The 14,910-nt window shown below is 55.3% G+C and carries 11 protein-coding genes; 6 read left to right on the top strand and 5 right to left on the bottom strand.

What is annotated here, in order from left to right; all coding sequences use genetic code 11:
- Positions 1-91: 91 nt before the first annotated feature.
- The gene (locus DMG62_06565) at positions 92-2,152 is read left to right on the top strand and encodes a hypothetical protein (protein PYY23865.1); all 2,061 of its coding nucleotides are present in this window, start codon (positions 92-94) and stop codon (positions 2,150-2,152) included.
- A 72-nt stretch (positions 2,153-2,224) separates the two neighbouring features.
- A complete protein-coding gene (locus tag DMG62_06560) occupies positions 2,225-3,244 on the top strand; it encodes a hypothetical protein (GenBank protein PYY23864.1) in 1,020 nt (339 codons plus the stop codon).
- Positions 3,245-3,451: 207 nt separating this feature from the next.
- Here DMG62_06560 and DMG62_06555 read toward each other — a convergent pair whose 3' ends face one another.
- Positions 3,452-4,561 (bottom strand): sensor domain-containing diguanylate cyclase, encoded by a 1,110-nt coding sequence (locus DMG62_06555; GenBank protein PYY23863.1) that lies wholly within the window; start codon positions 4,559-4,561, stop codon positions 3,452-3,454.
- Between the two features lie 180 nt (positions 4,562-4,741).
- Here DMG62_06555 and DMG62_06550 point away from each other — a divergent pair, with 180 nt between their 5' ends.
- The 3 genes from DMG62_06550 to DMG62_06540 all read left to right on the top strand — a co-directional run bounded on the left by DMG62_06550 (position 4,742) and on the right by DMG62_06540 (position 8,434).
- Positions 4,742-5,632 (top strand): hypothetical protein, encoded by an 891-nt coding sequence (locus tag DMG62_06550; protein ID PYY23862.1) that lies wholly within the window; start codon positions 4,742-4,744, stop codon positions 5,630-5,632.
- A gap of 250 nt (positions 5,633-5,882) precedes the next feature.
- A complete protein-coding gene (locus DMG62_06545; GenBank protein PYY23861.1) occupies positions 5,883-7,058 on the top strand; it encodes a methionine adenosyltransferase in 1,176 nt (391 codons plus the stop codon).
- Positions 7,059-7,153: 95 nt separating this feature from the next.
- The gene (locus DMG62_06540) at positions 7,154-8,434 is read left to right on the top strand and encodes an adenosylhomocysteinase (GenBank protein PYY23860.1); all 1,281 of its coding nucleotides are present in this window, start codon (positions 7,154-7,156) and stop codon (positions 8,432-8,434) included.
- Between the two features lie 58 nt (positions 8,435-8,492).
- Here DMG62_06540 and DMG62_06535 read toward each other — a convergent pair whose 3' ends face one another.
- The 4 genes from DMG62_06535 to DMG62_06520 form a co-directional block, all read right to left on the bottom strand.
- Positions 8,493-9,758, bottom strand: a complete 1,266-nt coding sequence (locus DMG62_06535; protein ID PYY23859.1) for a UDP-glucose 6-dehydrogenase — start codon at positions 9,756-9,758, stop codon at positions 8,493-8,495.
- Positions 9,759-9,993: 235 nt separating this feature from the next.
- A complete protein-coding gene (locus DMG62_06530; protein ID PYY23858.1) occupies positions 9,994-11,703 on the bottom strand; it encodes an amidohydrolase in 1,710 nt (569 codons plus the stop codon).
- 288 nt (positions 11,704-11,991) lie between these two features.
- Positions 11,992-13,221, bottom strand: coding sequence for a peptidase M20 (locus tag DMG62_06525; GenBank protein PYY23857.1), 1,230 nt, complete (start codon positions 13,219-13,221; stop codon positions 11,992-11,994).
- 5 nt (positions 13,222-13,226) lie between these two features.
- Positions 13,227-14,582, bottom strand: coding sequence for a 2-isopropylmalate synthase (locus tag DMG62_06520; protein ID PYY23856.1), 1,356 nt, complete (start codon positions 14,580-14,582; stop codon positions 13,227-13,229).
- A gap of 77 nt (positions 14,583-14,659) precedes the next feature.
- On the opposite strand from DMG62_06520, the gene DMG62_06515 reads away from it, so the two are divergent.
- The gene (locus DMG62_06515) at positions 14,660-14,851 is read left to right on the top strand and encodes a hypothetical protein (protein ID PYY23855.1); all 192 of its coding nucleotides are present in this window, start codon (positions 14,660-14,662) and stop codon (positions 14,849-14,851) included.
- The last annotated feature ends 59 nt before the right edge of the window (positions 14,852-14,910 follow it).

Here is a 14,910-nt window from a genome sequence, read left to right as displayed (position 1 = left end):
ATCACCACCGCAACCACCCTATGGACAGGTACGCCTGTTTTCATAGAAGGATGACAGGTCTACTTCTTCCTCGCATTTCGGAGGCAGAGACATCTGCCAGAGAGCAGCAATTTACAATGGACAATTCACGTACTGCGAACACCACGAATACATAGACCTCAATAGGGGTGTCAATTCTTTGCCGAAACGAGTTCTTCTTCTCTTACTGATTTTGACTGCACTGATCTGGGCTGGATGCGGGGGAAATAAAAGTACCACCACCGCCGGAGTGGCAATAACGATCTCGCCAACAACAGCGAGCGTCGCAGGTGCGACAACCCAGCAATTTACGGCCACAGTCACCGGCTCTACCAACACGGCGGTGACTTGGCAAGTCAACGGCGCGACAGGTGGAGACGCGACAAACGGTACGATCAGCACAACCGGGCTGTACACGGCGCCAGCGGTGCTGCCGACCACAATTACCGTCGCAGTAAGCGCGGTTGCGCAGGCGGATACTACCAAGACCGCCGTTGCGGTCGTAACGCTCACAGCTCCCGCGGTTACAATCACAATCAGTCCAACCAGCGCTACGGTTATGGCCGGCGCGCCGCAGCAATTCACTCCGACGGTGACAGTGACCGGAAGCACAAATAATGCGGTCAATTGGAGCGTCAGCGGCGTGCAGGGCGGCGATGCCATTCACGGAACTATTGACGCAACTGGTTTGTACACTGCGCCCGCTTCACCTCCCAAATCTGCGATAACGGTCACGGCTACGTCGCAGGCAAACACGGCCTTTTCGGCATCGGCTCCGGTTACCCTGCAATTCGGCAACGCGAGCCTGAACGGCACTTATGTATTTTTCGTGAGCCAGGGGGATAACAGCTCAGGCTCAGGGTTCGCGTATCGAGGCGGCACGCTTCAGGCGGATGGGGCTGGACACATCACAGCTGGCGTGAGCGACGGCAATTCTGGCGCTGGTCCCTCTACCGGTGTTCCCCTAACGGGAACGTATTCCGTAGGCGCTGATGGACGCGGCACGATGACGCTTACCGACGCCTCTAGCTCGCATACTTTTTCATTTGCTCTTACTTCGAGTGCGCGCGGGCAGGTGATTGCCTTCGACTCTACGGCGGTGACCTCCGGATTCATTCGTTTGCAAGATCCAGCGGCGGTTACCGGCGGCGTGAGCGGGCCATTCGTCTTCGGCATGTCGGGTGACAACGCAGGGCCGGCGGCGGCAGTCGGTCAGCTTACATTCAGCGGTGCGACTGTAACGGGAACGGAGGATGTGAATACCGCTAGCGGAGGTCCCGTATCGGGAACGGGAATTGTGGGATCCTTTACGGTACCAGCGGGAGGGAGGGGCACGGCAACTCTAAACAGCGCGCAGTTCGTGTACTACATCATCGACGGATCTACGCTCGTGATGATGAATTTGGATGTCTCAGGACTACGAATCGCTGGAACCGCATTTGCGCAATCGACCGGGCAGTTCAGTAATGCTTCTCTTGGGTCAAGCGCATTTTTTGCGAATGGTTCGGCCGTCTCTGGGAACAAGCCGTACGCTCTGGCCTCGCGCTTCGATACGAATGCCGCGACTGGTCAATTCAGTGGCGGGGTTGTAGATGCGAACAACGGCGGAGCAATGACCACAAATACTGCATTTTCTAGTGGAGCAAGCTATAGTGTGGCGGCAAGCGGAAGAGGCCAAATTGGGACCGGTTCATCGAATTTCATCGTGTGGCTGGCTTCGCAGAAGCAAGGAGTAATCCTACAGATTGACCCAAGCTTCGTAGCCACTGGGCAGCTGTTCCGGCAACAGACTGGATTTCAATTGGTAACGGGTGGATATGCGTTCGCTACGGCGGGAGTCAACTCTGCGGGGAGTGTGTTGCAGGCCATCGATGGTCAACTCACCATTGCTGGCCTGGGCACTTCTTTGTCCGGTATGGAGGACGTCAACAGTGGGACCGCGCAGATATCGCGAACACTCACCGGAAATCTGACCGCTGGGACGAACGGTCGCGCCTCGTTTACGAGTACTTCGGCTTCGGCGAACTACGCTTTCTATTTCGTGAGTCCTGACAAGTTCATAATGCTCTCAGCGGATCCAAACACTGTGTTTTCGGGAACCGCGGAAAGACAGTGCTCGGACTGCCAGTTTTGACGTGTGGTAGAGACGCAGCATGCTGCGTCTCTACCCTGGAACGCAGAAACACCTGGGGCAGATTTGGGTTAGATGCTTATAGCCCCTAACTTCGTCTTTACTAATATGCGCAAGGCTTTCATTACGGCACTCGGCATTGGGCTTGCGCTGATCCTGCCGGCGACTCTGCACGCGCAGGAGCATGCCAAGCGTCTGGTTCTGAAAGATGGTTCGTATCAGCTGGCCACGAAGTGGGAGATCCAGCGCGATCGGGTTCACTTCTACAGCGCTGAGCGCTACGACTGGGAAGAGGTTCCGTACAGCCTTGTCGATTGGGATGCCACGAACAAGTTCAACAAGGAAAATCCGCGTGGTCTCAATCCGAACGTCAGTGCCGAGGAGATGAAGCAAGCCGACGCGGAGGAGAAAGCAGAGCGCGAGAAGGCAGAGGCGGCGCGTCCGCTGGTCGCGCCCGGATTGTGGCTTCCGGACAGTGGCGGCGTCTTCCTGCTTGATCATTATCGCGGCCAGGCGCAGCTGGTCGAGGTGGTGCAGAACGGCGGAGAACTCAACAAGCAGATAGGCAAGAACATCATGCGCGGAATCATCAACCCGATTCCCACGGGGTCGAAGGAAAGCATTGAACTCAAGGGTGCAAGCGCGCGCGTCCAGTCGCACGAGAGTTCGCCGGCCATCTATGTGGATGTGACAACCTCGAACTCCGACGAGAAGACTAATCAGCCGTCGCCGGAGCTGAATCGGCCGGATCGGTTCAAGATCGTCCGCGTACAGCCGAAGAAGGGCACTCGCGTCGTTAGTAACGTGAAGATTTCCCTGCTCGGCAAGGTTTCAAATCAGGAAGACATTGTTCCCGCCACGGCGGAAGTCGTGAGTAACGGCGAATGGGTAAAGCTGACCCCAGAACGTCCTCTGGCTCCAGGGGAGTATGCGCTCGTTGAGATGCTCGATCCGAAGACGATCAATATGTTTGTGTGGGATTTTGGCGTCAACCCCAATGCGCCAGCCAACGCAACTGCGTGGACACCTCAGCCTGTAAAGGAAAAGCCGACAGCTACAGATGCCAGTCCCGTTTTAAGTTCTAGGCCGAAGTAAACCCAACCTGAACAGGGAGATCACTGAGGGAATGGAGGTTTTGCTCCATACATTACATTTTGACGCCGGACGCAATACTGCACCCACGCAACAGTAGCTTTAGCAGTAGATAGGGAGTCTTCACCGCCCAAAAGGGTGTCGGTTCGGATGACACACCACAAGCCCCTCAGTGGCCTCCGTGCCCTCGGTGTTCAAAGTTTCTTGGTGTTACTGCAGCATTCCCTGCTGGGCGATGGCGATGTTGTCGCGGGTGGAGTTCTTGACCATGTACATCATCTCGTCGGCTTGACGGATGATTTCGTGGGCGCTCTTGGCATCTTCTGGATAAGTCGCAACTCCCATGCTGGCGCGGCAAGTCAGGTTTAGGCCCTCTTCCTCGAGGAATTGCGCATTTCGCATTACATCGCGAAGCCGCCGAGCTACGACGAGAGCCGAATCCTTTCCCGTTTGGGGAAGAAGGACGACGAATTCGTCGCCTCCGTAGCGGAAGGCATAATCAATAAGTCGCAGATGCGACTTGATCATGAATCCGATCTCGTTCAGCAGCTTGCTTCCCACAAGGTGTCCATGCGTGTCATTGACCTGTTTAAAGTGGTCAAGGTCAATGAAGATAACGCTGAACTCGTAGTTGAAACGATGGGACCGGTAGACCTCGGCTTCGAGGGTTTTGTACAAATGCCGAGCGTTGTACAGGCCGGTGCAATCGTCGGTGATCGTGAGTTCCTGGATTTTTTCAACGGCGCGGGCGTTCTCAATGGCAATGGCAGCGTAGTCACAGAGCGCGTGCAGGAAGAACATCTCGTTGTCCGAGAAGCTCTCCATGGCGCAGTTGATCAGCTGGATCACGCCGAGGACCCGATGCTTCGACTTGAGTGGGACGCAGATGATCGAGCGCGTCTGCCACTTCGTCATTTCGTCGATACGCTTGGCAAAGCGAGGATCGTTGTAGACGTCAGGAACAAGGAGAGACTCGCCATGCTTGGCAACCCAGCCGGCGATGCCTTCTCCGACTTTCAGGCGGATGCTCTTAAGTGCGTCAGCAGCGTCACCGACGGCGATGGCAAAATAGAGTTCGTCTTTCTGCTCGTCGACCATCAGTAGCGACCAAGTGTCTGGGCGGAAGAAGACGGCCATCTTTTCCATGATGGTCTGCAGAATTGAGTCCAGATTGAGAGAAGACGTGAGGGCTTTGGCGACATCATGGAAGATACTGATCTCTTCCATCTGCCGTTTGCGGTCGGTACCGGTGGCCTCACTCATCGAGTTCAAAGATGACCCAAATTGGGAGCGACTTGGGGAAAGCGACCCAAACCCCATTCAGCCTTCTCCTACTTCAGATAATGCTCATTATCCCCTAGACTCAAAAAGAGATATACCCCGCATTACATGAAAAGTAAACATTACTTTCGCGGCCAGATTGCCCCATTCGTGGTGCAACCCTATGATTTTGCTGCGTTATGAGGCTATGCCACAAGCCCGGGTGTATAACGAAATAGCGTGAGTGGCTTTGGCGAAAAGATGCGCCGGGAGAGGGAGATGCGGGATGTCTCTCTTGAGGAAATCTCGGAGTCGACTAAGATCGGCACGCGGTCGCTGCGGGCACTGGAAGAAGAAGATTTCGACAAGCTCCCTGGTGGAATTTTCAATAAGGGTTTCGTTCAGGCTTACTCTCGCTTCCTTGGCCTGGATGAAGAGCAAGCTGTAGCCGACTTTGATCAGGCTTGGCGCGAGCATCAGTCCGCGAAAGGGCCACTGGTGGAACTCCAACCAGAATCGCAGCCTGAAGAACCTGCGACATCTTCCAATCAGATGCTACTGATGGCTGCCATCGTGCTCTTGGCCGTCGTGGCGCTTGGATACTCAGTGAAACGTTATCTGAGCGTCAGAGGCGAAAGCAGCGCAGCCTCTCAGCCTGAGGTGCAGCAGGTTGCCTCCTCGTCGTCCGAAGCCCGGCAGCAGCCATTATCTCCCGCCTCAAGTCCCATTTCGAAACCTGCAGTGCCGTCGAATGTTGATTCCGAGCCGAATCAGGCGAAGGGTCATCCATCCCGGGCTGATTCTTCCCCGGAGAAGCTAAATACAGTTCAGACCAAAACAACGAACTCAACAGAAGCCGCAGCTGCACGAGCGTCTAACTCGGCGATTCTTCTGCAGGTGACCGCGCTTGAGGACTCATGGCTTTCAGTTTCGGCCGATGGCAAGAGTCTGGGGCAGGGAATCCTCAACGCACAGAAGAGTCGCACCATTCGCGCGAACAAAAAAGTTCGCCTGCGCGTCGGAAATGTGGCTGGTGTGGAGGTTTCGTTCAACGGCAGATCGGTAAATATCGACGGCGGGCCGAAGCAGGTGAAAGAGCTGATTTTCACGCCTGAAGGACTGCAGCAATAACCCCATTTGCATCCCGATTTCTGCCGTTCAGCCGTCAAATTGCGCCTCACATAGATGCGGAGTTAATGCCTTAAGTGGACATGATTATAATGACTTAGCAGTGCACAGATTGCTTGCCGATGGGGTGAGTGTCTGCTAACGTACTCTGAACAGCAAAGAAGTCAGTCACCCCTCGTGTGTGCGTCTTCCAAGGCTCTGTCCCTCAGGCGCTAACTGCTGCCTATAAATAATTCTGTGGAGGAGTAAAAGCTTGTCTTCCCGTGATCGTTTTCTATTCACGTCTGAGTCGGTGACCGAGGGTCATCCGGACAAAATCGCCGATCAGATTTCCGACGCTATTCTTGATGCCTGTATTGAAAAAGACCAATACAGCCGCGTGGCATGCGAAACGCTGCTCACAACGGGACTGGCATTCATTGCCGGTGAAATCACCACCAAGGCATATGTAGATTTCCCATCGATCGTTCGTGGCACCGTCACCGCGGTGGGATACACCGATGCGGGATTTGGCTTCGATTCCCAGACCTGCTCGGTGATCTCCTCGATCCACGAACAATCGCCTGACATCGCGATGGGGGTTGATCCCGGTGGTGCCGGTGATCAGGGCATGATGTTCGGCTATGCAACCAACGAGAACGAAGATTACATGCCGACTCCGATTTCGATGGCTCACAAACTCACTCGCCGGCTCTCAGAAGTCCGCAAGAGTGGCATCCTTGATTTCCTCCGTCCCGATGGCAAATCCCAAGTAACAGTCGAATACGATACCAACCACAAACCGGTCCGCGTGGACGCGGTGGTAGTCTCCACACAGCACTGCGAGACGGTGGATAATCGCCGCCTGCGCGCCGAAGTACTCGAACAAGTTATTCAGCAGGCGATTCCAGAGCATCTTCTCGACGCGGATACGAAGTATCACATCAATCCCACGGGACGTTTCGTCGTGGGTGGTCCGATGGGGGATACAGGCCTCACTGGGCGGAAGATCATCGTCGATACCTACGGCGGTATGGGACGTCACGGCGGCGGCGCATTCTCGGGCAAGGATCCGACAAAAGTCGATCGCTCTGCCTGCTACATGGCTCGCTATATCGCGAAGAACGTTGTGGCTGCTGGTTTGGCCGATCGCTGCGAAGTGCAATTGGCATACGCAATCGGCGTCGCGGATCCGGTGAGCGTGCTGGTCGATACGTTTGGCACAGGCAAGCTTCCGCAGACGCAGATCGAGAACCTGGTCCGCGAGCACTTCAAGCTCACGCCGAAAGGCATTATCGAGTCGCTGAACCTGCGTCGTCCAATTTACAAGAAGACCGCGGCCTACGGCCATTTCGGACGCAAGGAGTCCGAATTCACCTGGGAAGCGACCGATAAGGCTGCCGCTCTCAAGGCCGCTGTTGCAGGACAGGGCATCGCAATCGCGAAGTAGATTTTCTTTGGAGCGGCTGTAGTGGCAGTCGCTCCGCTCTTAGTTTCCCGATTCGCCACAAGCGCCACACGCTGAGGGCACACGTTAAGGAGAGCATGGCTACGGCAACTGCAACTCAAATTCCTTTTGATGTAAAAACCATCGAGCTGGCGGATCAGGGCAAGAGGCGCATCGAGTGGGCCAACCAATCGATGCCGGTGCTCCAGAGCATCCGCAAAGAGTTCATCAAGAATCAGCCGCTGAAGGGCATCCGCATCTCGGCGTGCCTGCACGTCACCACGGAAACCGCAAACCTCGCGATCACGTTGCGTGACGGCGGTGCCGATGTTGTGCTTTGCGCCTCGAATCCGCTAAGCACGCAGGATGACGTGGCCGCTTCGCTGGTTCGCGATTACAACATCTCGACCTTCGCGATCAAGGGCGAAGACAACGACTCCTACTACTCACACATCCTAAGCGCCCTCGATCATAAGCCACACCTGACCATGGATGACGGCGCTGACCTCGTTACCACCGCGTTGACTAAGCGTCAGGACGTGGTTGAGGGCATCATCGCCGGCACAGAAGAAACTACCACGGGCGTGATTCGTCTGCGTGCCATGGCGAAAGACGGTGCTCTGCGCTATCCGATCATCGCGGTGAACGATGCCGATACGAAGCACATGTTTGACAACCGCTATGGCACTGGCCAATCCACGATTGATGGTGTAGTTCGCTGTACCAACGTGCTGCTCGCCGGCTCCAAGTTCGTGATCGCCGGCTACGGTTGGTGCGGACGCGGTCTGGCATCGCGCGCCAAGGGGATGGGTGCAGATGTAATCATCACGGAAATTGATCCTACAAAGGCTCTCGAAGCCGTGATGGATGGCTTCCGCGTGATGTCCATGGCTGAAGCCGCGAAGATCGGCGATGTCTTCGTAACCGTCACCGGCAATAAGAACGTAATTGCCAAAGAGCACTTCGAGGTAATGAAGAACGGGGCGGTAGTTGCAAACTCCGGACACTTCAACGTGGAAATTGACATTCCTGCTTTGGAAAAACTTGCATCAGCGAAGCGTGCCACCCGCGATTTTGTCGACGAGTACGCATTGAAAGATGGCCGCAAGATCTATCTGCTCGGTGAGGGCCGCCTGATAAATCTGGCCGCCGCCGAAGGTCATCCAGCGTCTGTGATGGACATGAGCTTCGCCAATCAGGCGCTCTCCTGCGAATACCTTGTGAAGAACTACAAGAACCTCGAGAAGAAAGTTTTCCCGGTTCCAGTTGATCTCGACAAGCGCGTCGCACGCCTGAAACTCGAAGCGATGGGCGTAAAGATCGATAAGCTCACACCACAACAGGAAGAGTACCTGGCAAGCTGGAGCGAAGGAACTTAATCCCAGATTGGCTGTTTCGGAGCGCCGGGCGCAATTGCCCGGCGTTTTGTTTGGACCGCTATCGACCAATGCCGACGTACTCAAACCCAAGCGACCGCATTCTCACTGCATCGAGGATGTTCTTGGTGTCCACAATCAACGGACGTTTGAGTGATCGCTTGATCCGATCGTAGTCGAGGCTGCGGAACTCGGACCATGCAGTGCCGAGTACCAAGGCATCGACTCCTTCCGCAGCGGCGTAGGCGTTATCGCAATAACGAACAGATCCGTTCAACTCGGCGCGAGCTCCTTCGATCGCCGCGGGATCATAAGCCCGTACCTGAGCGCCCATGTTCACTAATCGCTTTGCCAGTTGCATGGAGGTCGAGGCAACAACGGAGTTGCTGTTGGGCTTGAACGCCAAACCCAACAGTCCGACTTGCTTACCTTGCACGGATTGCAGCGCCGATGACAGTTTTGTCATGATGCGCTCACATAAGCTCTGATTTACTTCGCGTGCAGCGCTGAGAATCTTGAGCGATACACCATTGCTTACGGCGAGCTGTGCCAAAGATTCCATTTCGGCTTCGACAAAAGGGCCACCAATGGAGGTCCCCGGCTGGAAGCAGCGCGGTGCAATCTTTTTGTCGAGTCCCAGGGCCAAAGCGAGATCGACAGCATCTGCTCGCACGTGCTCGCAAAGCGTGGCGAGTTCATTAATGAACGAAATCTTCGTGGCTAGGAAGGCTGTCGAAGCTTCACGAGCCAGTTCGGCGGTTTCGTGATTGGTCACGATGACCGGCACGCCGCGCATCACCAGGGGCCGGTACAGCATCTTCATCGCCTGGATGGCAGCATTTGAATCGGTACCGAGCAGAATGCGGTCCGGCCAATTGAAGTCTTCGACAGCGCAACCGTCAGTTACGAAAACGGGATGCGAGACAATTGCGATCTTTGATCCGGCAGAACGCAAGCTGCGCTCGATGCGCGATGCTGTGCCCACGGGCGCTGGGCTGCTAATTACCAATATGTGATCGTCGGTGCAGAAACGGGAAAGACGGGTAGCCACTTCCTCAAGGCCATCCTGGCTGTCTTGAGCGATGAAGATCATCAGCGACTTGCGGCAAGTGCGTTCGACGTCGTGCGAAAACGCGAGTCGGCCGGAGCGGACATTGCGCCGGACGACTTCCTTCAAATTTTTTTCGTAGTAAGGCGTCTCATCCCGGGCGAGTGAGGCGATACGCGGTACATCTTCGTGAAAGCATGTAACTGGCAGCCCAAAATCGGCTAGACACGATGAAACCACCGTTGCCAGATAGCCGGTTCCGTATACCGCGTGGTGCATGAAGCCTCCTGGGGTCTTGGGGAGCCGGGTAGCGCGCTCTGCAGGGGGAGAGTGCTCATTAGTTTTATGCTGTGTTTAACAAGCTGACAACGTGCGGGAAGGTCATGTACTGCGGGGAGTGGCCCTAGTGGCTTGTGTTTGCCGCAGCTTGTCCATTCCGAGCAGAGCCGAGGATCCCCATAGCTGCCAGCAAGGTAAGGGTAGGGATTCCTCGGTTCGCTTCGGAATGACAAACCTAACGAGCCTCGTACACTGTGTGTCCGCCGAGCACAGTACGCAATACCTTCGTTTGCAGAATTTCAGGAGCACCTACGCGCGTAATGTCCCGATCCAGGACAACAAAGTCGGCGAGATAACCAGGAACGAGTATCCCTTTTATTTTCTCCTCGAATTCTGCGTAGGCAGCGCCCCATGTGTACGCATAAATCGCCTGATGGATATTCAGCTTTTGGTCAGCAAAGTAAGACTTCGTACCGGCTTCATTCATTCGGGTAACTGAAGCATAGAGGCCTCGAAAAGGTGTGATCGGCTCGACTGGATAATCGGTCCCGAAAGCAAGACGCCCGGTGGATTTAAGAAATTCAGCCCAGGCATATGAATTCTTGGCCCGTTCTGGACCAATCCGAGTCTCTGCCCAGTTCATATCTGTGAGCAGGTGATTGGGCTGCATTGACGCAATTACGCCTAGTTCATGAAACCGTGGAATATCAGAAGGCGCGACCACCTGAGCATGCTCAATTCGAAAACGGAAGTCCAGCGGCGACTGCGACCCCGCCGGAGTCTTGGAATGGTTAGCCTTAACCTGGCGTAAAGCTTCCTGAAACGCGTTTAGCGCCATGTTGGCACCGCGATCTCCGATCGCATGAAAGCCAATCTGAAAACCCGAGGAGGCGCGTTCAATTGTCATCTTCGTTAGCGTGGCCTGATCGTACTGCGGCAACCCGGCGTTCTTCGGATTATCGGAATAAGGCTGCAGCATCGCTGCGGTGCCCGATCCCAAGGATCCGTCCATAAAACCCTTGAGCTGGGTGGTGTGCAGCATCGCATCGCTGCTGGGATGATGAGCTCGCTGCTGGATGAGCGTCTTGACAGGATCGTTGAAGCGCAGCCACTCGGCAATGCGTAACGTGAGTTTGCCTTCTCGTCTGAGCTGGTCGTAAACGAGGAAATCTTCCCAGGCGGAGTTGTCCTGAGCCGAAGTGAGTCCCCATTGTGCCGCCTCGCCCAGGACCAGCTCGATGGCTTGCCGACGTTTGGCTGCTGAGAGGGGTGGAATGATCTTGTAGAAAGCCTCCTTCGTGCTTTCGCGAACGATTCCTGTGAGCTCGCCGGAGCTGTCCCGATCAGCCTGGCCGCCGGGGATCTCTTTGCTATTGCGATTCAGTCCTGCGATCTTCAGCGCGGCTGAATTGGCAACCGCGATGTGTCCATCGACGCGTACAAAGAATGCAGGATGGCCTGGGGTGACCGCGTCCAGATCTTGCCTGTTAGGCAGCTGCTGCGATTGCCACAGCGTGTGATCCCAGCCACGACCGATCATCCATTCGCGGGGAGCAGCTTTCTTGGTACCGTCCGCGATCCGCTGCTTCATCTCGTTCAGGGAGCGCACGCCGACCAGATCAAGCTCGAGTTTTGCCTGCCCGCCGCTGGCTAGATGACAATGAGCATCATTGAATCCCGGCATGACGAACTTGCCGCGCAGGTCGACAATTTGCGTCTTTGCTCCTTTGTGGCTCAGAACTTCATCGCCACCCACCGCGATGATTTTGCCGTTGGCGACGGCAATAGCTTTCGCTCTTGGTCCATCAGTGGCAGTGAAAGCATCACTTGGCGTTGAGAAGTGTCCGCCGGTGTAGATGTCGGCGTTGCTGAAGATAACCTCGGCGGTTTGTGTGAAGGAGGCGGAGGTCAAGAGCAAAAGCAGACAGAGCAGGCTTTTTGTCACGGTATGCGTTCCAGAGTCGAGGACCTTTGATCAATATAGCCTCTTGGCAGTAGGTCAGCGCATGGATTACCTGGTTCCAGCCCCCTCGGCCGGTACAAGCTTGCAACTGGAATGCGGCCTACGAAATAGAGCATGTTTTTGGTCGGAACGTCGTTGAATAATGCTCCCCAGCTGCAGGCCATCTTAGCGTCTTCAGACTCGTACCGGCCGGGCGGCTGGAACCACATAATCAACGGCACACCTTAGAAGAGAGATTGGGGCTATGGCGACAAAGGCCTTCAGATAAAGCTACTCCAGGCCCGCCAACGCAAGCGCTGCAAGCAAAACCCGTTTGAGAGCAAGTGACCGTCCCGAGGGATCGAACCATTCGCGCAAAGTGTGGGCGCCTCCCCCGGTGCCTCCCGCACCTATTGTTACGGCCTCAAGTCCCATGGATATAGGGATATTTGCGTCTGTAGAGGCACGGCGCAGCTGCGACGTGATGCCCAAATGTGCGTCCACTGCCCGCATGACTTCCAGAATTCTGCAGTCGTTCGGAAGCTCTCCCGCTGGTCTATCACCGATCTTCTTGATCTCGACATTCAGTTTTGCGGGGGAGCCATCACGCGATCCGGTCGGAATCTCAGTGTGAATCACACCGCGCAGCTCATCCTCGAGCCGCTGCAACTCTTCTCCTGACGCCGAGCGCAAATCGATACTTACCTGCGCCATTTCGGGAATCGAGTTCACTGATGTCCCGCCGCTGATCACGCCAAAATTGAATGTTGTCTTCGGAGACGAAGGCAGCGCCGTCTGGCTGAATCGCGAAACGACGCGCGAAACCGCGACGATCGGGTTAGGCTGTCCGAAATCACTCCACGAATGACCGCCTGGGCCGCGGACAATCACCTCAAAGCGCCTGCTGCCGAGCGCCTGGCCAATCACGGCATCAGTTCCGCTGCCGTCAATTACGAGCGTGTAACCGATGCGTTCGCGCCATTTGGGCTGTTCGAATAGGTAGCGGAAGCCACGCAAATCTCCTTCGCCCTCTTCGCCCACGTTGCCGATGAACACCAAATCGGACTCATTGCGAATGCGCGCTTCGCGCAGACACATCGCGATTCCAAGCATGGCGGTCAGACCGGCAGCGTTATCACTTACCCCGGGTCCATAAATGCGATCCCGGTCTTCATGAATCGTGATTTCAGTTTCTGCCGGAAAAACAGTATCTAGGTGAGCCGAAATAGCGACGGCACGAAGCTCGCGATCCTCGCCCGGAAGCACACCAATCACATTTCCAATTGCGTCGACTTCGACATCCTCAAGCCCGATTGCTGCAAATTTTCCACGCAGCCATTCCGCACGCGCAGCTTCCCCGAATGGGGGAGCCGGGATACGCGCGATTTGAAGCTGCACGCGCCTCAGTTCCTGCTCTCGCAATTGAAACCAGGCAAAAGCTGCGTGTATGAGACGCATTGCAGCAAGTTGCGCGATTTCCTGCGGCACAGTTTCTGGAGCGGTACGGGTGGGCGAGTCCATGGGAATTAATCGGCGCTGGCAATAGTTGGGCGACTGTCGCGGGCAATGCACTCCATGATCTCGTGATCAAGAAGTGTTCGATGGGATTGTTTGGCTTTCTGGAAGATGCGGTCTACCGTGACCTCATCGGCAGGGAGTCCCTTGCGCTCAAGCCAAAAGACTACATTCGACTTGCCGGACATGGGACCAATCTCGATGATCTGCTCCATTCCAAAGTAATGAGACGGCACGCCTGAATAAACGGTGTTCGCGAGTTCGATGTCTTTCTTGCGGAACGCTTTGATTACTGCAGCCGCGTGCACACCTGTCGCAGTTCGAAAAGCATCATCTCCCAGCACGGGGTAATTCTTCGGAATTGGGACACCTGTGGAGCGAGAAACTGTCTCGCAGTACTCCTTCAATGAGGTAAGGTCCTGATCTTCCCATGGCGCAACGTCCATGAGCTTGAGGTTCACCAGCATCTGGTCCATTTGCGTATTGCCGACGCGCTCGCCGATACCTATTGCGCAAGCGTGGACGCAGTCTGCTCCAGCAGCAAGGGCTGCCAGGGAATTTGCCACGGCAAGGCCACGATCACAGTGCCCGTGCCAGTCGACACGAATTTGCTCCCCGCTAGGCTTCACGATTTCATCGACGACAAAACGGATGAGTGCAGTGACTCCGGCCGGAGTGACATGTCCACAAGTGTCACAAATGACAATTGCGCGTGCGCCGCATTCAATAGCGGTCTTATAAAGTCGTTTTACCGTTTCGGGATCACAGCGTGTCGTATCCTCGGTGACATACATCACCTCTAGACCAAGAGAGCGGGCAAATTTCACTGCGGATTCCGTGGTCTTCAGGAGAAAGTCGTCGCTCCAGTCCTCGACATAGCGGCGGATGGGACTTGATCCAATAAAGGTCGCGGCTTCGATGGGAATACCGACTTTGTCCTGAATCTCAGCTACCGGTCGAATGTCACTCTCGTGAGTTCGCGCCGCGCAGTTTCCCCGAATCTTGAGTTTTGCGTCTCGAATCTCGCGAGCAAGCCGCTCCACATCTGCATAAGATCGCTTTCCGGCGCCCGGCAGTCCCATATCGAGATGGTTGATCCCGAGCTTCTCCATCAGGTGGAGAATACGAAGCTTTTCCTCGATCGTGGGGTCCTTCACTGAAGGTGACTGAAGCCCATCGCGCAACGACTCGTCAGTAAGCATCACGCGGCCGGCAGGCTTGAAAGCAGCGCCAGGAACGTTGTTCCAGTCGTAAATCAGGTCTGAATGCTTCAGGGCCAAGGGTCCGTCCTGGTGGTTATGTCTGCATTTTAGAACGGAAGTCCATAGGTTGGGGATAACGTCGTCTTCCTGTCGCCTACGAAGCATTACTTCGGGCGGAAGTACAAGCCTTCGGCAGCGAGGAAAGACAAAGTGAAGCTCCAAAAGCCAACAAGAAGTAGTAAATGAAGTTGACCATCATCCCGTTGGGTACGATCTCCAACGCCCTGCCAAGAGCATCCAAGAAAGTTTGCGGTGTGGGCGGAACAATTCAAACACTACTCAGGAGAGAGAAAGCATTGGAACCAGATAGAGACATCGGACCGCATGCCGTGAACGAAGCTTTCATAACCAAGGGGAATGGCCGCGAGAAGTAAAAAGAACGCACTTTGCAACGCACGCGTTAGCCAACAAAGAAAGGGCGAAGGCAAGTAAC

It is taken from the genome of Acidobacteriota bacterium (assembly GCA_003225175.1).
In the GTDB taxonomy this organism is placed as follows: Bacteria; Acidobacteriota; Terriglobia; order Terriglobales; family Acidobacteriaceae; genus Gp1-AA112.
The sequence above is the reverse complement of the archived record's forward strand: the minus strand, read 5'-3'. Positions and strand labels throughout refer to the sequence as shown.

Coding starts and splice junctions, on each gene's coding strand:
- DMG62_06560 (PYY23864.1), top strand. CDS start 2,225: ATGCTTATAGCCCCTAACTTCGTCTTTACTAATATGCGCAAGGCTTTC.
- DMG62_06555 (PYY23863.1), bottom strand. CDS start 4,561: ATGGGGTTTGGGTCGCTTTCCCCAAGTCGCTCCCAATTTGGGTCATCT.
- DMG62_06540 (PYY23860.1), top strand. CDS start 7,154: ATGGCTACGGCAACTGCAACTCAAATTCCTTTTGATGTAAAAACCATC.
- DMG62_06535 (PYY23859.1), bottom strand. CDS start 9,758: ATGCACCACGCGGTATACGGAACCGGCTATCTGGCAACGGTGGTTTCA.
- DMG62_06525 (PYY23857.1), bottom strand. CDS start 13,221: ATGGACTCGCCCACCCGTACCGCTCCAGAAACTGTGCCGCAGGAAATC.
- DMG62_06520 (PYY23856.1), bottom strand. CDS start 14,582: ATGCTTCGTAGGCGACAGGAAGACGACGTTATCCCCAACCTATGGACT.
- DMG62_06515 (PYY23855.1), top strand. CDS start 14,660: ATGAAGTTGACCATCATCCCGTTGGGTACGATCTCCAACGCCCTGCCA.